Genomic DNA, 18,407 nt, shown 5'->3' on the forward strand with positions numbered 1-18,407 from the left:
CCCGGTACGAGGTTAATCATGATGGCGACGGTATGGCTGTTTCTGGCGCTGCTTAATCTGGTCGTATTTACCGCCTTTATCATTCCGCATAAGCAGCCCGCCGAGGCTCGTCCTCTGTTTCCTGTTGCGGCTATCAAGCTCTTAAGGCTTATGTGGCTGATTCCAATCCTTATTTTTGGCTATAGCCTGTCCGTGGTGACAGCCATCAGCATGGTCGAATGGACGTGCCTGGCAATTGCCGTGATCGGCAATGTACTGGTTATTAAAGGCAAACATGATTTAGGCCGCCGCCACACCTGGGCGGGATACTATTTACCTGGCGCATCGGCTATCAGAACTGGTATTTTCAGATGGCTCCCCCATCCTATGTATACTGGTATCGTTCTGGTTATCCTCTCGTGCAGCATGATTTACGTCGCCCGGCTCCCCGCGTACATGAGCGCTATTGCGTTGATCTGCTGTGTCTATATCATCGTTTTTTTACTGATTGCCGCTTACAGAGAAAGCAAAGTGCTTATGCCCCTGGCTCAAGGGGCATAAGATTTCAGGCGCCCGGAATCCAGGTTACCCCGCCTCGCGTCCATCGCCCATCAGAATCTGACCGAACTCGGCCCGCAGCCGGTTTTTTAGCACCTTACCGGTAGCGCTGACGGGGAGCGCATCGATGAACAGAATCCTGTCCGGAAGCTGCCATTTCGGTACACGCGTTTGATACCAGGCCAGCAGCTCCGGCTCTTCAATTTCACCCCCCTCAGCCCTGACGCACAGCAGTACCGGACGCTCATCCCAGCGCGGATGCTGCGCCGCAATCGCCGCCGCACTGCGGATCGCCGGATGGGCAATCGCAATATTTTCCAGCTCCACGGTCGAGATCCACTCTCCGCCGGACTTAATAATATCTTTCGCCCGGTCGTGGATAACCAGGTAGCCATTCTCATCGAGCGTGCCAATATCACCGGTGTCGAACCAGCCGTCGTCGGTCAACGCCCTATCCGGGCGACCGTAATAATTTGCGACGACCCAATGCCCACGCACCTGCAGATAACCCTGACTTTCGCCGTCGTGGGCCAGCGGCTGGCCATCAACATCCACCACCCGGAGATCGATCCCGAAAATAACGCGCCCCTGGCCGTGACCCAGTTTGTCCTGCGCCTCCGGGGTTAAGGCTTTATGTTTTTTCAGCGGCGTATTGATGGTGCCGATGGGCGAGGTTTCAGTCATCCCCCAGGCATGAATCAGCTCAATATTGTACTCGCGGCGGAAGACCTCAATCATCGAAGGGGGCAGCGCTGACCCGCCGACAAAGGATCGTTTAAAGTGCGGCAGGCGAATCGCCGATTTACGCAACGCGGCAAGCAAACCGGCCCAGATTACCGGAACCCCGAACGCAACGCTGACCTGCTCTTCGCTCAACAGCCGCAGCAGACTATCGCCGTCAAGATTCGGCCCTGGCAGAACCAGGCGAGCACCGACCATCGCGGCAATAAAAGGCGTGCCCCACGCATTGACGTGGAACATCGGCACAACGGGCAGCAGAGTATCCTGCGCCGAAATACAGGCGGCATCAGGCTGATTGCCGCTCAGCGCGTGCAGCACCAGCGAGCGATGGGTATTCAGTACGCCCTTCGGTTTCCCCGTGGTCCCGGAGGTGTAGCACAGCGAGGCCGGCGAGTTCTCGCTCACCTCGGGCCAGCGATACGCCGGGTCCCCTTCGGTAATCAGCTCATCAAAAAACAGCAGCGAGTCCAGTGCGGCGAGCGCATCCTCACTGCGCGATTCCAGCAGAACAAAGTGTTTTACCGTCGGCAACTGAGGGCGCAGCGCGCAGATAAGCGGCAGGAAGGTCGCGTCGAAAAACAAAATCTCGTCCGCGGCATCGTTGATGATAAACACGAGATGTTCAGCGGAGAGGCGCGGGTTAATCGTATGCGTCACCCACCCGCCGGAACTGATGCCAAAATAAATCTCCAGATGGCGGCGGTTATTCCACGCCAGCGTGCCACAGCGGGCGCCTGTCGGCAAACCCCGTTGGCTCATGGCAGAAGCCAGACGCTGCGCGTTGTCAGCCACCTGCCCCCAGTTGCTGTACTCCCTTCCCCCTAACGTCCCGACCGAAACAATCTCCGTATCGGTATGATACCGCGCAGCATGTTCAATGAGCGCTCGGGTCGTTAAATCCTGATACATCATCGGTTGATGCATGACTGATACTCCGCGACTGGCTGATGTGTGATGTGGGTGACACGGTTCGGTGTAAGCCCGAACGCTCACTAAATCTGGCAACAACCCGGGAAACCAACCAAAAAAGATGTGCAAAATTTAGCGTTCACGCACAAGAATCATCGTCTGACGGCGGGGAATGTGATGGAAGCTGGCTTTTAGCACGCCGGCGGAATGCACTACCCGGCTGATTTTTTTACCGTCATCACTACCGACTTATTGCACTCAGTCAGAGAAAGTTTATACGACATTCTCACCGCGAGTTATCACATTTAATTTAACTTTTCGTGATACATCGGCGAACAGATTCGGTCCACACTGTAATCAACGCAATGACCGGGAATATCACAATGAACAGGCCAACCTTTCAGATTACACCCGTCACAATTCATCCTTTGTGGCTGCGGGTTAGCCACTGGCTAAATGCGTTTTCTATATTAATTATGGTGACCAGCGGCTGGCGTATTTATAACGCATCACCATTATTTAATTTTGATATTCCGGATGTACTGACCCTCGGCGGTTGGCTCGGTGGAGCATTGCAATGGCATTTTACAGGAATGTGGTTATTCGGCATCAACGGCGTTTTTTACCTGTTAATGAATATTTGCAGCGGACGGTTAAAACGAAAATTCTGGCCTCTGTCAGCGCGGGGATTAATAGATGATTTTATTTCCGCACTACGCGGGCGGCTGACGCATGACAACCCCGGGCATTATAACAACGTCCAGAAACTGGCCTATCTCTTTGTCATGCTCGACAGTCTGGTATTAGCCATATCCGGTCTGGTTATCTGGAAGTCTGTTCAGTTTCCGCTGCTGCGGGCGTTACTCGGGGGATATGACAACGCACGATTTATTCATTTCTTTGCAATGTCCGCCCTGATGGGATTTGTCGTCATTCATTTGATCATGGTGTTGCTGGTCCCGAAAACGTTACTCGCCATGCTCCGCGGACGCTAAGGAAAATATCATGAGCGATCGTAAAAATATATTCTCCGCTGCCGATAAGACGCTTGTGGTTCAGGAGGCAAGCCGGGAAATCAAGAAACAGCTGTCCTGCGAAGGCCGCCGCCGCTTTATCAAGCAGGGATTAACCTTTGGCGGTCTGATGCTGCTCACTGGTTGTGATATCAGCAATAACGCCGAGGTCGAAAAAACCTTAAGCCAGATGTCCCGATTTAACGATCGCATTCAACATTGGTTATTTAACGCTAACAACCTTGCGCCGGTTTATCCCGACAGCATGATCGCCCGCCCTTTCCCGTTTAACGCATTTTATAGCGAGGATCAGGCACCGACGATCGACGGCAGAAATTATCGCCTTGAAGTCGCAGGATTAGTCGCTGACAAGCGCCCATGGTCACTCGCCGAGCTGCATAAAATGGCGCAGGTCAGCCAGGTCACCCGACATATTTGCGTGGAAGGATGGAGCGCCATTGGTAAATGGGGAGGCGTCCCGTTTGCATTATTCCTCAAAAGTATCGGTGCCGACCTGAACGCCAGTTACGTCAGTTTCAAATGTGCCGATGATTATTATACCAGCATTGATATGGCCACTGCGCTCCACCCGCAGACGATTATCGCATTAACTTACGATGGCCAGATATTGCCACGTAAATATGGTTTTCCGATGAAATTAAGAATCCCGACAAAGCTGGGCTATAAAAACCCTAAGCATATTTTGTCGATTGAAGTGACCAATCGCTACCCCGGCGGCTACTGGGAAGACCAGGGTTATAACTGGTTCGGTGGTAGCTAATTCGTTGTCGTCATCATCCGTTGTTCATAAAACATGAAGGAATTGAAAAATGAAAAAGATTAATACCTTACTGATGTGCTCTGCTTTATTATTTGGCATGTCCGGCGCGTACGCTGCCGATAATATGGCTAAAGATAATATGGCCAAAGATAACATGGGCAAGATGTCTCACGACTGTACAAAAGATGGCATGAAAAAAGAGTGTATGTCTAAAGACGGGATGTCGAAGGATAAAATGAGCAAGGACGCCATGAGCAAAGACAGCATGGCCAAAGATTCAATGTCGAAGGACAAAATGGGCAAAGACGCGATGGGTAAACAATAACCGCGCAGCCCGACGAGGGACCAGGCGGGTTGCCTGCCAGTTGGTCAGGCAACCGCTTTTTCATCCGCTCTCTGCTAGCGCACAAATTCCGCCAGAGCCTTCTCTGTACTCCAGAGCGCCGCTCTGGCTTTCTGTCGACCAGAACCTGGCAGAAGAGTCACAGCGTTAGCCGTCAGAGATCGTTCAGCAGTTGGTCGATGAACGCCGGTACAACCTCGCTCGCGAGGCCGTAGTGTTTTTCGGCAAATTCACTCCCCACCTGACTAGGTTCCAGGTTTAACTCCACGGTATGCGCCCCTTGCAAACGGGCTTCGTGCACAAAACCTGCCGCCGGATAAACGTGCCCGGAAGTGCCAATGGCGATAAAAATATCGGCGTCGGCCAGCGCGCTGTAAATGTCATCCATTCCCAGCGGCATCTCCCCAAACCAGACCACGTGCGGGCGCAGCGGCGCCGGGAACTGACAGCAGTGGCACTTATCCTCCGCCGTGACGTCCCCGGTCCACTCCAGCACCTGCCCGCTCCACGAACAACGCACCTTCAGCAGCTCACCGTGCATATGAATGACCCGCTGGTTGCCCGCGCGTTCGTGCAGGTTATCGATGTTCTGAGTGACCAGCACAAAACGATCGCCCAAAACCGCTTCCAGTCGCGCCAACGCCTGATGGGCCGCATTGGGTGTAATCTCCGGGCTTTGCAGCTGCCGGCGACGGGCGTTGTAAAACGCCTGCACCAGCGCAGGATCGCGGGCGAAGCCTTCAGGCGTCGCCACGTCTTCCACCCGGTGCTCTTCCCACAGCCCATCGGCCGCGCGGAAGGTTTTAATGCCGGACTCCGCCGAAATGCCTGCGCCGGTCAGGACCACAACCCTGGGTTTATCCATTGTTTCCACAGCCGCCTTATCCTCTTTAAAGAAAATCCGCTGGCGAAGACGTTCACGCAAGCGGCGTTTATTACGACGAAAACGGCTCAATCGGTGTAAGCGGCGCGACAGCATAGCTACCCCTGTAGTTAATGAGTCAAATGAAGGAAGGCCGCACCGCGCATACCTCCGGCATCGCCATGGCGTGCACGTTCAATACGCGGCACCCGGGCTACGGGGAGTAAATGTCGCGGCAGGCGCTGCGCCAGCCCTTCGCTTATAGCAGTAAAGTTAGATAATCCTCCGCCAAGCACCAGCAGATCCGGATCAACAATGGTCAGAATATTACCCAGGCACACGGCCAGCAGGTCAAGATAACGCTCGACGTGCTCACGCGCCCGCACGTCGCCCTGCTGCCACAGTGCCACGATTTCGGGGGAGGTTAAGGCGTGCTGATAGAAGTGCTCATAGAGCCAGGCAAAACCGCGACCGGAGAGATAGTTTTCAATGCAGCCCAGCTGCCCGCAACCGCAGCGGGTGAGCGGAAAATCACGCCCCACCACTTCCAGCGCGTCGACCGGCAGGCGGATATGTCCAAACTCACCGGTAATATAGCTATGTCCGGTAATTGATTTACCGTTGAGGACCAGGCCACCGCCAACGCCGGTACCGAGAATCAGCCCCATGACCAGCGGATATTGCGTAAATTCATCGTCCCAGGCTTCGGAGAGAGCAAAGCAGTTGGCGTCGTTATCCAGACGAACTTCACGCCCGAGTCGGGTGCTCAGATCGCGGCGCAGCGGCTGGCCGCTGGCGGCAGGGACATTGGCGGCATACAGCGTGCCGTCCGCGGTTTCCGGCATTCCCGGAATCCCTATCCCTACCGAACCCTGACAGTCAAAGCGGCTGTCCGCTTCATGCACCAGCGCCTCTACCGCCTGCAGAAAGTTTTCATACCCTTCTTTCGGCGTCGCGACGCGTTTTTCCCACTGCAATCGCCGCTCTTTATCAAAGACACCCAACGCAATCTTACTGCCGCCAATATCAAATCCGTAGTACATAGCCATTCCTCTTTACTGACCGAAAAGGTCAGGACGTAAAGAGTGGATTTCAGAGGTTCTTGTAGGCCCGCGCAAGCAAAGCACCACCGGGCGCAATGTCGGGTAGTGACTTCGCCTTACCCGACCTACGAGCTCATCCCCCGCAATCCACTGAATTACTGGCCACTCAGCACCCTCGCCGGGTCAATGCGGCTGGCGCGGCGGGCGGGATACCAGCTGGCCAGCAAACTCAGCAACAGTGCTGTCACCAGCACATAAATAACATCCAGCCAGTGCAGTTCAGACGGCAGGAAGTCGATAAAATAAATGTCGCCGGACAAGAATTTGTGCCCGATCAGGTATTCGAGGCCGTTGATAATCGACGTCAGATTCAGCGCAGAAACGACGCCAATCGCCACGCCAATCAGGCTCCCGACCGAACCGGCAAGCAAACCATACCAGACGAAAATAGCGCGAATCAGGCCGTCTTTCGCCCCGAGGGTGCGCAGTACCGCAATATCGCTGCTTTTATCTTTCACCGCCATCACCAGGGTGGAAACGATGTTAAAGCAGGCCACGCCGATCACCAGCACCATCGCGAGGTACATAATGGCGCGGATCATCTGAATATCACGATACATATAACCGTAAGTCCCGATCCAGCTCTTAATGTAAACGTAGCTGTTCGTCACCTCGCCGGCATCACGCACCAGCGTGTTAGCGTGGAAGACATCGGTGACTTTAATCGCAATCCCGGTCACGCTGCTACCCATATCCAGATACTGTTGGGCATCCCCCATCGGGATCATCGCAAAACTGTGATCGAGCTGACCACTAAGCTGCAAAATCCCGGTGACATGCAGCCGGACGCGTTTCGGTTGCAACAGCTGATGCTCGGCGTCGGAGTTAGGGATCATGATAGAAACCCAGTCGCCCTGCTTCACGTGCAGCGCATCTGCAACCCCTTTGCCCAGAATGACCTGCTGTTCGCCAGCTTTAAAATTAGCCCAGGCGTTATTCAGTACAAACTGAGGCAGCGAGCTCAGGCGGCTTTCCTGCTGCGGATCAACGCCCTTCACCTGAATTGCGCGCATGTTGCTGCCGCTCTCCACCAGCCCGGTAAAATTAATATACGGTGCCGCAGCAACGATACCTTTTACCTTTTCCACCTTCGCCAGCGCGTCGTTCCAGTTGTTCCACGGCTGTTTCACCGGCTCGATTTCACCATGCGGAACCACGGCCAGAATGCGGTTATTCAGCTCACGTTCAAAACCATTCATCGCGCTGAGGCCGACGATTAATACCGCAACCCCGAGTGCAATACCGATCGTTGAAATCACCGAGATCAGCGACACCATGCCGCCGCGCCGCCGTCCGCGGCTAAAACGCAGAGCAAGCAATAACGATAACGGAGAAGTCATTACCTGGCCCCCATCAGGGTCAGTTCCGCATTCAGATGGCCATCACGCATCTCCAGCTGGCGGTTCATACGTTTTGCCAGCTGCAGGTCGTGGGTCACCACCAGAAAAGCGGTGCGCTGGGCAACATTCAGTTCCCCCAGCAGCTCGAAAATACTGTCGGCATTGCGGGCATCGAGGTTACCGGTCGGTTCATCCGCCAGCACCAGGCGCGGCTTGTTAACCAGCGCACGGGCAATCGCCACGCGCTGGCGTTCGCCGCCGGAAAGTTCTGACGGGCGGTGGTTGCTCCGGTGTTCAAGTCCCACCGCATGCAGCATTGCCTTCGCCTGACGTTCAATATCCGACGCTTTCTGTTTGCCAATCAGCAGCGGCATTGCCACGTTTTCGAGGGCGGTAAAATCCGGCAGCAGGTGGTGAAACTGGTAGATAAAGCCCAGTTCGCGGTTGCGCAGGTCGGCACGTGCGGCGGCAGAAAGCCGGCTCATCGACTGCCCGGAGAAAATCACCTCGCCGGAGGTCGGCGTATCCAGCCCGCCGAGCAGATGCAGCAGCGTACTTTTCCCGGAACCGGAGGTACCGACAATCGCCATCATCTCCCCTTCCTCGATGCTGAAGCTGACATTGTGCAAGACGTCGGTTTGCACATTGCCTTCCTGATAGCGTTTGCACAGATTGTCGCATTGCAGCAGGATCTTATTCATAACGTAAAGCCTCAGCGGGTTGAGTGGCGGCAGCGCGCCAGGAAGGATACAACGTTGATAACAAAGCCAGCACCATGGCCACCAGGGCGATAATCGTCACCTGCAAAGGCTCGATTGCGACCGGCAGCGCAGCGCCGTCAAGGAACGCTCCGATAATCGGCATTAAATTATTTAACTGGCTGGCAAGCAGCACGCCAAGCACGGCACCGAGCAGCGCACCGACTATCCCGGCGCTGGCCCCCTGAACCATAAAGACCAGCATAATCTGCCGCGGCGTCAGCCCCAGCGTTTGTAAAATCGCCACTTCGCCCTGTTTTTCCATAACCATCATTCCCAGCGACGTAATAATGTTAAACGCCGCCACGGCCACGATCAGGCTCAACAGCAGGCCCATCATATTTTTTTCCATGCGCACGGCCTGGAACAGCTCGCCTTTACGCTCGCGCCAGTCCTGCCACTTCGTTCCCTGGGGTAGCACCTGCTGGCTGAGGGTATCCACCTGCAACGGTTGGCTGAGCCACAGACGCCAGCCGGTAATATTACCCAGCGGATAGCGCATCAGGCGCGAGGCATCGTCGATATTCGTCAACATCTGATAGCCGTCCACTTCGCTATTGGCCGCAAAAGTACCAATAACGTTAAACAGTCGTTGGCTCGGCACGCGGCCCATCGGGGTGAACTGACTGGCGGAAGGCACCATAACGCGAATCTGATCGCCGCGGTTAACCCCTAACTGGCCGGCCAGCTGTTCGCCTAGAATGACGTTATATTTCCCGGCCTGGAGATCGCTTTGCTTTACGTTAACGAGATACGGCGTGAGCGGATCGTTTTGCGCCGGGTCAATACCCAGCATCACGCCAACCGCGACGCTGCGGGCGCTTTGCAGCACCACATCGCCGGTAGTGAGCGGCGCCACGCGGGTGACACCCTGCAATTTCACGGCGCTTTCCGGCAGCTGTTGCGGGTTCACTGAGCCCTGCTGGGCGCTAAGAATGGCCTGCGGCATGAGCCCCAGGATGTTGTTCTGCAGCTCGCGCTCGAAGCCGTTCATGACCGAAAGCACGGTAACCAGCGCCATCACGCCAAGCGTAATGCCTATGGTTGAAAGCCAGGAGACGAAACGACCGAAGCGGTCGGCTGCGCGCCCACGCATGTAGCGAAGGCCGATAAAGAGTGCGGCAGGTTGATACATGTAATCCATCTGGTTGCTGATAGCCGATGCACGAGTATATATGGCATAGCACAACGCGTAAATCACTGAAACGGTAAGTTTTTGTCGCGGAATAAGAAAAAAGTAAAGATAAATCAAGTGGATATTTGATTAGTCAGCGCTTATCTATCAGAATCTTTCACCATGGCGGCCTCTCCTGCCGTCAATCAGGTTGGCGAATGCGGGTCAATCGCGGATAATCATCGACATTGAATATTAGCAGTTTGCCCTTATATACCCGTCATACATCAAGCTGCATGTGCATTGGCGATGCTCGTTCACCCGAATCACTTACCCGCGTAAGCTCATCGGGACTCGCTCACTTGCCGCATGACCTGGCCTACGGCCTCGCCCCTTCGGGGCCAGCGCAAGCGCTGTTCAAAAACGCCTACGGTGTTTTTGTCCTGCGACTCGACATATTTAGGGTATATACATAGAGCGAATCACGAAGGGATCCTGATAACAGCTATGCCTCAACAATATCGATACACACTGCCGGTCAAGCCCGGCGATCAGCGGCATCTCGGCGAGTTAACCGGCGCGGCGTGCGCTACGCTGGTGGCCGAAATGGCCGAGCGCCACGGTGGGCCGGTCATACTCGTCGCCCCCGATATGCAAAATGCCCTGCGCCTGAATGATGAAATTCGACAGTTTACCGACAGTATGGTGATCGGTCTGGCGGACTGGGAAACGCTGCCCTACGATAGCTTCTCTCCGCATCAGGACATTATCTCTTCCCGTCTCGCTACCCTCTACCAGTTACCGACCATGCAGCGCGGCGTGCTGATCGTCCCGGTGAGTACGCTGATGCAGCGCGTCTGTCCGCACAGCTTCCTCCACGGGCACGCGCTGGTAATGAAAAAGGGCCAGCGGTTGTCACGTGACGGTCTGCGCACGCAGCTGGATAGCGCCGGCTATCGCCACGTGGATCAGGTGATGGAGCACGGTGAATATGCCACCCGCGGCGCCCTGCTCGACCTGTTCCCGATGGGCAGTGAGCAGCCCTACCGTCTCGACTTCTTCGATGATGAAATCGACAGCCTGCGTCTGTTCGATGTCGATAGCCAGCGTACGCTGGAAGAAGTGGCCGCCATTAACCTGCTGCCCGCTCATGAATTCCCGACCGATCAGACCGCTATCGAACTGTTTCGTAGCCAGTGGCGCGATCGATTCGAGGTCAAGCGCGACGCCGAACATATTTATCAGCAGGTCAGCAAGGGCACATTGCCAACCGGCATCGAATACTGGCAGCCGCTGTTTTTCAATGAGCCGCTGCCGCCGCTGTTCAGCTACTTCCCGGCTAACGCCCTGATCGTCAATACCGGCGATCTGGAAGCCAGCGCCGAGCGTTTTCAAAACGAAACCCGCGCCCGCTTCGAGAGTCGCGGCATCGACCCGATGCGTCCGCTCCTGCCGCCGGAACAACTCTGGCTGCGGATCGATGAGCTGTTCAGCGAGCTGAAAAAATGGCCGCGCATCCAGTTAAAAACAGAGCGTCTGGCAGAGAAGGCCGCCAATACCAACCTCGGCTATCAGAAGCTGCCGGATCTCTCCATTCAGGCGCAGAACAAAGCGCCGCTGGATAATCTGCGCCGTTTTCTCGAAGCCTTTGATGGCCCGGTTATTTTTTCAGTCGAGAGCGAAGGCCGCCGCGAAGCGCTAGGCGAAGTGCTGGCCCGCATCAAAATTGCGCCGAAACATATTCTGCGCCTGCAAGACGCGACCGGTAATGGCCGCTACTTAATGATTGGCGCGGCCGAACACGGGTTTATCGATAGCCAGCATAACCTCGCGTTGATTTGCGAAAGCGATCTGCTGGGCGAGCGCGTCGCACGTCGCCGTCAGGATTCGCGGCGCACGATTAACCCCGATACCTTAATCCGCAACCTGGCAGAGCTACATGAAGGCCAGCCGGTGGTGCACCTCGAGCACGGCGTTGGCCGCTATGCCGGGATGACCACCCTGGAAGCAGGAGGGATCACCGCTGAGTATCTGATGCTCATCTACGCCAACGATGCCAAACTGTACGTTCCAGTGTCATCGTTACACCTGATTAGCCGCTACGCCGGCGGCGCGGAAGAGAGCGCCCCGCTACACAAACTCGGCGGCGATGCCTGGGCGCGTGCACGGCAGAAAGCGGCGGAAAAAGTGCGCGATGTGGCGGCGGAGCTGCTCGATATTTACGCCCAGCGCGCGGCGAAATCAGGCTTTGCCTTTAAGCACGATCGCGAACAATATCAGCTGTTTTGCGACAGTTTCCCCTTTGAAACCACGCCGGATCAGGCACAGGCGATTAACGCCGTCCTCAGCGATATGTGCCAACCGCTGGCCATGGATCGTCTGGTCTGCGGCGACGTCGGCTTCGGTAAAACCGAAGTGGCAATGCGCGCCGCCTTTCTGGCTGTCGAGAACCACAAACAGGTCGCCGTCCTGGTGCCGACCACCCTGCTCGCTCAACAGCACTTCGACAACTTCTGTGACCGCTTTGCCAACTGGCCGGTACGCATCGAAATGCTGTCGCGCTTTCGCAGCGCCAAAGAGCAGGCGCAGATTCTTGAACAGGCCGCTGAGGGCAAAATCGATATTCTTATCGGGACGCATAAGCTGCTGCAAAGCGAAGTCAAACTGCGCGATCTTGGGCTGCTGATCGTCGATGAGGAGCACCGCTTTGGCGTTCGCCACAAGGAGCGTATCAAAGCGATGCGCGCCGATGTTGATATTCTGACGCTGACCGCCACGCCGATTCCGCGCACGTTGAATATGGCCATGAGCGGCATGCGCGATCTGTCCATTATCGCGACGCCGCCTGCCCGCCGTCTGGCGGTAAAAACCTTCGTTCGGGAATATGACTCACTGGTGGTTCGCGAGGCTATCCTGCGTGAAGTCCTGCGCGGTGGCCAGGTCTACTACCTCTATAACGATGTAGAAAACATCCAGAAAGCAGCGGATCGTCTGGCGGAGCTGGTGCCGGAGGCGCGAATTGCAATCGGCCACGGGCAGATGCGCGAACGCGAGCTCGAACGGGTGATGAATGATTTCCACCACCAGCGTTTTAACGTGCTGGTTTGTACCACCATTATTGAGACCGGGATCGATATCCCGACCGCCAATACCATTATCATCGAGCGCGCGGACCATTTCGGGCTGGCTCAGCTGCATCAGCTGCGCGGACGCGTCGGCCGGTCGCATCATCAGGCCTATGCATGGCTGTTGACGCCACATCCGAAGGCGATGACCACCGATGCGCAAAAGCGTCTGGAAGCCATTGCCTCGCTGGAGGATCTCGGCGCCGGTTTCGCGCTGGCCACCCATGACCTGGAAATCCGCGGCGCGGGCGAGCTGCTGGGCGAGGACCAGAGCGGGCAGATGACCACTATCGGCTTTTCGCTCTATATGGAGCTTCTGGAGAATGCCGTCGATGCGCTGAAAGCCGGGCGTGAGCCTTCGCTTGAGGACCTTACCAGCCAGCAAACTGAAGTTGAGCTGCGTATGCCCTCGCTGTTGCCGGACGACTTTATCCCGGATGTGAATACTCGCCTCTCATTCTACAAGCGAATTGCCAGCGCGAAGAATGAGCACGATCTGGACGAGATTAAAGTTGAGCTGATTGACCGCTTCGGCCCGCTGCCGGATGCGGCAAGAAACCTCCTCGATATCGCCCGCTTGCGCCAGCAGGCGCAGAAGCTGGGGATCCGTAAGCTGGAAGGGAATGATAAAGGCGGCGTGATTGAGTTTAATGAAAAGAACAACGTCAATCCGGTGTGGCTGATTGGCCTGTTGCAAAAACAGCCTCAGCATTTCCGTCTGGACGGCCCGACGCGCCTGAAGTTTATGCAGGAGCTTGGCGATCGTAAAACCCGTATGGAATGGGTTCGCCAGTTTATGCGTCAGTTAGAAGAGAACGCCGCCGCATAATCGCGGCACGGATACGGTGCCAGCCACCGTATCCGTGTCCGTCAGGTTTTGCCGCCGACACATTCGGTAAACTTTACAAATATTTTGCAATTCACCAGGGTTTCCCCACAGACACTCGCGCGATAATCCTCGTCTGTTTCCTCATAAAAAATAACCACTTATTTATTATGACTATTTTCAAATCGCGTTTCTCTCTGTGGCTGACAATGGCGGCCATTGCGGCCGTGCTGTCGCTTCCTGCTCGCGCCAACACCTGGCCCTTACCGCCTCCCGGCAGCCGCGTCATCGGGCAAAATCAGTTTCACGTCGTACAGAACAACGGCGGTTCACTGGAGGCTATCGCTAAAAAATACAATGTCGGCTTTCTGGCATTGCTTCAGGCGAACCCCGGGGTCGATCCTTACGTTCCGCGTGCCGGCAGCGTACTGACTATTCCGCTCCAGATGCTGCTGCCGGAAGCTCCGCGCGAAGGTCTGGTGATTAACCTCGCCGAGCTACGTCTGTACTATTATCCGCCGGGTAAAAGTGAGGTCACCGTCTACCCGATTGGCATCGGTCAGTTGGGTGGAGACACGCTCACACCAACGATGATCACCACCGTTTCCGACAAACGTGCGAACCCAACCTGGACGCCAACGGCCAATATTCGCGCGCGGTATAAAGCGATGGGGATCGAACTCCCTGGCGTGGTACCTGCCGGGCCGGATAACCCAATGGGTCACCACGCCATTCGCCTCGCGGCCTACGGCGGGGTCTATCTACTGCATGGCACCAATGCCGATTTTGGCATCGGTATGCGCGTGAGCTCCGGCTGTATCCGCCTGCGTGACGATGACATCAAAACCCTGTTTAACACCATTACCCCAGGGACTAAAGTCAATATTATCAACACCCCGATTAAAGCCTCCGTTGAACCGGACGGAACGCGTCTGGTGGAAATTCATCAGCCGTTGTCCAAACATTTGAATGACGATCCGCAGACATTGCCGATAGTACTGAACAGCGAGATGGCGGCATTTAAGCAGGCATCGCTGACCGACCAGGCGGTGATGAATCATGCGACAGAAATGCGTTCAGGTATGCCGGTTGATGTTACCCGTCATCACAATGCTGACGAACACTCATTGTAAGCGCTTGCTGGCATGAATAAAAAAACCGCCCTTTGAGGCGGTTTTTTATTGGACGTACACAAACAGGGTAAAGCGATGGTACACGCTTCGCGGTTTCATTAAGGGGTGAAAACCGCGTCACGCTTGTGGCAAAACAGGGAATAGCATACTGCTTACTGCTCGCGTCCTGATAAATGGGTCAGGTCGCGCTTTGTCAGTGGCATGACAGGGGTAAAACGAAACTTATTTGTAGATAACCGCGGTACCGTGCAGGGTGTTCGGACCCGTTACCGAAGTGATACGGAAGGAGCTGGCGCCCATTTCTTCCGCTTTCTGTGCCAGCTGGTCTTCCAGAGAGCCCAGGTTTGTCCCGGCGGAGGCAGAAACGGTACCGATTTTATGCTGGCCTGCTGGAGTGGACTGCACTTCAACAGCGGCAAAACTTGCGAAAGAAAGAGAGCTCAGGACGGCGGCAAGCGTCAGTGTTTTGATGTTTTTCATGATTATTATACCTATGCAGATGATTTTTTTAGTAGGGTCGCAAGAATTAACTTAACGATCGATAGGTAAATAATAATGTGACCTATATCACACGTCAATGAATTTTTATAACGATCGTTTATTTATTTATAAACAACTTAAAATTCATACATATATGAATTATTTATTTTTGCGGGTTCAGCGCTGGAAGGTTGTAAGGTTTATTTTTATAATGTCGCTTCAACAAACCAACATAGGTACAGCGGCATCATGACAACTGACGTTCAAAGTTGCACAAAAAAAAGCCGTGGCCGACCCAAAGTGTTCGACAAGGAAGCGGCGCTGGATAAGGCCATGGCACTTTTCTGGCAGCACGGCTACGAGGCAACTTCTCTTGCCGATTTGGTGGAGGCGACCGGCGCAAAAGCACCGACGCTGTACGCTGAGTTCGTCAATAAAGAAGGATTATTTCGCGCGGTTCTGGATCGCTATATTTCACGTTTTGCAGCCCGACACGAAACGCTGCTGTTTGCCGAGGATAAATCCGTCGATCAGGCTCTGCGGGACTATTTCACCGCCATTGCCACCTGTTTTACCAGTAAAGATACGCCGGCAGGCTGCTTTATGATCAACACCTCGGCGGCGCTGGCGGCTTCGTCCACCGCTATCGCCAATACCATTAAGTCGCGCCACGCGATGCAGGAAAAAACGCTGACGCAGTTCCTGCAGCAGCGCCAGCTCCGCGGCGAGCTACCGGCAGACGGCGATGTACGACAGCTGGCCCAGTTTTTAAACTGCGTGCTGCAAGGTATGTCCATCAGCGCACGTGAAGGGGCCGACTTCACAAAACTGATGCAAATTGCCGATACCACTCTGCGGCTGTGGCCACAAATCCTCCAGCACTAACCCGCTTTTTACCCGGTGACGATCGCCACCGGGTTTTCGCCCTTCCTTCTGATTTAACCCCATCTTTATTAATGTTTTCACATTGTTACGTGTCAATTAAGTTGTAAATGATATTGATAACAATAATCACTACGTGCAAAATTCGCCTTTAAGTTTTTCTGCTTATTTCTACTTGTAACAATCGGTGCGCCCGCATCGAAATCTAAAAACAACATAATTGCAGTTAACTCATAAAAGGAATGCGAATGAACAAGCGTCTCTGGGTACTCAACCCACTGCTGCTGGCCACTGCCCTGCCCGTCCTTGGCGCGCAGGCGGATGAAGAAAACATTATCGTTAGCGCCAACCGTAACCACCGTACCGTCGCCGAAATGGCGCAAACGACCTGGGTTATCGAAGGTCAGGAGATAGAACAGCAGGTTCAGGGCGGGAAAGAATTTAAGGACGTTCTGGCCCAACTGATTCCGGGTATTGATGTGAGTAGCCAGGGACGCACCAACTACGGTATGAACATGCGCGGCCGGGCCATCGTGGTACTGATTGACGGCGTGCGCCTCAATTCATCCCGTACCGACAGCCGCCAGCTCGATTCCATAGACCCATTCAATATTGAACACATTGAAGTGATTTCTGGTGCCACCTCGCTGTACGGTGGCGGCAGTACCGGTGGCCTGATTAATATTGTGACCAAAAAAGGGCAGCAGGAACGTCAGGTTGACCTGGAATTAGGCGGTAAAAGCGGATTTGCCAACAGCAACGACCACGATGAGCGCGTAGCGGCAGCCGTGAGCGGCGGAACCGACCACGCCTCCGGGCGGTTATCGGTGGCTTATCAGCGCTTCGGCGGCTGGTACGATGGCAATAACGATGCCCTGATTCTTGATAATACCCAGACCGGCCTGCAGCACTCTGACCGCCTCGACGTCATGGGTACTGGCACTATCAATATTGACGAGAATCGCCAGCTGCAGCTGGTGACGCAATATTATAAAAGCCAGGGCGATGATTACGGCCTGTATCTGGGCAAAAATATGTCCGCCGTCACCGGGAACGGTAAAGCCTACACCACCGACGGACTGGATTCAGACCGCGTTCCCGGCACCGAACGTCACCTGATTAGCCTGCAATACTCCGATGCCGACTTTTATGGCCAGAACCTGGTCAGCCAGATCTATTATCGCGATGAATCGCTGACTTTTTATCCCTTCCCGACGCTCTCCAAAGGCCAGGTTAGCAGCTTCTCTTCATCCAAACAGGATACCGATCAGTACGGGGCGAAAATTACCCTCAACAGCCAACCGCTTGACGGCTGGGATCTCACCTGGGGACTGGATGCCGACCACGAGACGTTTAACGCCAACCAGATGTTCTTCGATCTTGGCACCTCGATGGCTTCAGGCGGCCTGCACAATGACGCGATTTATACGACGGGACGCTATCCGGGCTACAGCATCACGAACCTGGCGCCATTTTTACAAACCAGTTATGACCTGAATGATATCTTCACCCTGAGCGGCGGCGTGCGCTACCAGTGGACAGAAAACCGGGTGGATGATTTCGTCGGCTACGCCCAACAGCAGGACGTTGCCAACGGCAAGGTCAGCTCAGCCGATGCTATCCCTGGTGGCAAAACTGACTATGATAACTTCCTGTTTAATGCCGGGATTGTCGCCCACCTCACCGACCGCCAGCAGACCTGGTTTAACTTTTCGCAGGGCGTCGAGCTGCCGGATCCGGGGAAATACTACGGTATCGGCAAATACGGCGCGGCGGTCAACGGTAACTATCCGCTGCTGTCGAGCGTCAACGTAGGCGATTCGCCGCTGCAGGGGATCAAAGTCAACTCCTACGAGCTGGGCTGGCGTTACACCGGCGATAACCTGCGTACCCAGCTGGCAGCTTATTATTCAACCTCGGACAAAACCATCGTTGTGAACCGCACCGATATGACTATCGATGTGCAATCTGACAAGCGCCGTATTTACGGCGTGGAAGGGGCAGTGGATTACTTCTTCCCGGAAAGTGACTGGAGCACCGGTGCGAACTTCAACGTGCTTAAATCCCAGGTGAAAAGTGACGGCAGCTGGCAGAAATGGGATGTGACCCTCGCTTCACCGTCAAAAGCCACCGCCTGGGTCGGCTGGGCGCCGGATCCGTGGTCACTGCGCGTGCAGACTCAGCAGGTGTTCGACCTGAGCGATGCCAGTGGGAATAAGCTCGACGGCTATAACACCGTCGACTTTATCGGCAGCTATGCGCTCCCGGTGGGTAAACTGACCTTCAGCATTGAGAACCTGCTGAACGAAGACTACGTCACCATCTGGGGACAGCGCGCTCCGCTGCTTTACAGCCCGACCTACGGCAGCAGTTCACTGTATGAATACAAAGGACGTGGTCGTACCTTCGGCCTGAACTATGCCGTGAGCTTCTGATAAAAAAGCCCCTCAGCCAGAGTGG

At 55.0% G+C, this 18,407-nt stretch carries 15 protein-coding genes; 8 read left to right on the plus strand and 7 right to left on the minus strand.

Annotated elements, in window-relative coordinates:
* Nucleotides 1-18: 18 nt before the first annotated feature.
* A complete protein-coding gene (locus ACMYSK_RS09330) occupies nucleotides 19-540 on the plus strand; it encodes a methyltransferase (protein ID WP_434642189.1) in 522 nt (173 codons plus the stop codon).
* A gap of 24 nt (nucleotides 541-564) precedes the next feature.
* On the opposite strand, the gene ACMYSK_RS09335 is transcribed toward ACMYSK_RS09330, so the two are convergent.
* The gene (locus tag ACMYSK_RS09335) at nucleotides 565-2,202 is read right to left on the minus strand and encodes a long-chain fatty acid--CoA ligase (RefSeq protein WP_434642192.1); all 1,638 of its coding nucleotides are present in this window, start codon (nucleotides 2,200-2,202) and stop codon (nucleotides 565-567) included.
* Between the two features lie 368 nt (nucleotides 2,203-2,570).
* On the opposite strand from ACMYSK_RS09335, the gene ACMYSK_RS09340 reads away from it, so the two are divergent.
* Genes ACMYSK_RS09340 through ACMYSK_RS09350 form a run of 3 tightly spaced genes read left to right on the plus strand, consistent with a single transcriptional unit; the run spans nucleotide 2,571 to nucleotide 4,306 of the window.
* Nucleotides 2,571-3,182, plus strand: coding sequence for a cytochrome b/b6 domain-containing protein (locus ACMYSK_RS09340; protein WP_434642195.1), 612 nt, complete (start codon nucleotides 2,571-2,573; stop codon nucleotides 3,180-3,182).
* 10 nt (nucleotides 3,183-3,192) lie between these two features.
* Nucleotides 3,193-3,981 (plus strand): molybdopterin-dependent oxidoreductase, encoded by a 789-nt coding sequence (locus ACMYSK_RS09345; RefSeq protein WP_434642198.1) that lies wholly within the window; start codon nucleotides 3,193-3,195, stop codon nucleotides 3,979-3,981.
* Nucleotides 3,982-4,030: 49 nt separating this feature from the next.
* Nucleotides 4,031-4,306 (plus strand): pentapeptide MXKDX repeat protein, encoded by a 276-nt coding sequence (locus tag ACMYSK_RS09350; protein WP_434642201.1) that lies wholly within the window; start codon nucleotides 4,031-4,033, stop codon nucleotides 4,304-4,306.
* Nucleotides 4,307-4,478: 172 nt separating this feature from the next.
* Here the strand turns inward: ACMYSK_RS09350 and cobB are convergent, their stop codons facing one another.
* The 5 genes from cobB to lolC all read right to left on the minus strand — a co-directional run bounded on the left by cobB (nucleotide 4,479) and on the right by lolC (nucleotide 9,522).
* Nucleotides 4,479-5,303 carry a Sir2 family NAD+-dependent deacetylase gene (gene cobB, locus ACMYSK_RS09355; protein WP_434642203.1) on the minus strand — a complete coding sequence of 275 codons (825 nt, stop codon included), beginning with the start codon at nucleotides 5,301-5,303 and terminating at the stop codon, nucleotides 4,479-4,481.
* 14 nt (nucleotides 5,304-5,317) lie between these two features.
* A complete protein-coding gene (gene nagK, locus ACMYSK_RS09360; protein WP_434642205.1) occupies nucleotides 5,318-6,229 on the minus strand; it encodes an N-acetylglucosamine kinase in 912 nt (303 codons plus the stop codon).
* A gap of 155 nt (nucleotides 6,230-6,384) precedes the next feature.
* Nucleotides 6,385-7,629, minus strand: a complete 1,245-nt coding sequence (gene lolE, locus ACMYSK_RS09365; protein ID WP_434642208.1) for a lipoprotein-releasing ABC transporter permease subunit LolE — start codon at nucleotides 7,627-7,629, stop codon at nucleotides 6,385-6,387.
* Nucleotides 7,629-8,330: a lipoprotein-releasing ABC transporter ATP-binding protein LolD gene (gene lolD, locus ACMYSK_RS09370; protein WP_434642211.1), complete on the minus strand. Its 702-nt coding sequence runs from the start codon at nucleotides 8,328-8,330 to the stop codon at nucleotides 7,629-7,631. The genes lolE and lolD overlap by 1 nt, the downstream gene beginning before the upstream one ends.
* On the minus strand, nucleotides 8,323-9,522 hold the full coding sequence (gene lolC / locus ACMYSK_RS09375; protein ID WP_434642213.1) for a lipoprotein-releasing ABC transporter permease subunit LolC: 1,200 nt from the start codon (nucleotides 9,520-9,522) through the stop codon (nucleotides 8,323-8,325). Before lolC ends, lolD begins: the two co-directional genes overlap by 8 nt.
* Nucleotides 9,523-10,008: 486 nt before the next feature.
* On the opposite strand from lolC, the gene mfd reads away from it, so the two are divergent.
* Together mfd and ldtC are read left to right on the plus strand one after the other, a co-directional pair.
* The gene (mfd, locus tag ACMYSK_RS09380) at nucleotides 10,009-13,455 is read left to right on the plus strand and encodes a transcription-repair coupling factor (RefSeq protein ID WP_434642216.1); all 3,447 of its coding nucleotides are present in this window, start codon (nucleotides 10,009-10,011) and stop codon (nucleotides 13,453-13,455) included.
* Between the two features lie 167 nt (nucleotides 13,456-13,622).
* On the plus strand, nucleotides 13,623-14,585 hold the full coding sequence (gene ldtC, locus ACMYSK_RS09385) for a L,D-transpeptidase LdtC (RefSeq protein WP_434642218.1): 963 nt from the start codon (nucleotides 13,623-13,625) through the stop codon (nucleotides 14,583-14,585).
* Nucleotides 14,586-14,807: 222 nt separating this feature from the next.
* Here ldtC and bhsA read toward each other — a convergent pair whose 3' ends face one another.
* Complete coding sequence (bhsA, locus tag ACMYSK_RS09390) at nucleotides 14,808-15,065, minus strand: multiple stress resistance protein BhsA (protein WP_434642221.1); 258 nt, start codon at nucleotides 15,063-15,065, stop codon at nucleotides 14,808-14,810.
* 249 nt (nucleotides 15,066-15,314) lie between these two features.
* Here bhsA and ACMYSK_RS09395 point away from each other — a divergent pair, with 249 nt between their 5' ends.
* Both ACMYSK_RS09395 and ACMYSK_RS09400 read left to right on the plus strand, forming a co-directional pair.
* Nucleotides 15,315-15,950 carry a TetR/AcrR family transcriptional regulator gene (locus ACMYSK_RS09395; protein WP_434642224.1) on the plus strand — a complete coding sequence of 212 codons (636 nt, stop codon included), beginning with the start codon at nucleotides 15,315-15,317 and terminating at the stop codon, nucleotides 15,948-15,950.
* Nucleotides 15,951-16,195: 245 nt separating this feature from the next.
* A complete protein-coding gene (locus ACMYSK_RS09400; protein ID WP_434642226.1) occupies nucleotides 16,196-18,382 on the plus strand; it encodes a TonB-dependent siderophore receptor in 2,187 nt (728 codons plus the stop codon).
* The last annotated feature ends 25 nt before the right edge of the window (nucleotides 18,383-18,407 follow it).

This window comes from Klebsiella sp. I138, assembly GCF_051131765.1.
Taxonomy (GTDB): Bacteria; Pseudomonadota; Gammaproteobacteria; order Enterobacterales; family Enterobacteriaceae; genus Klebsiella.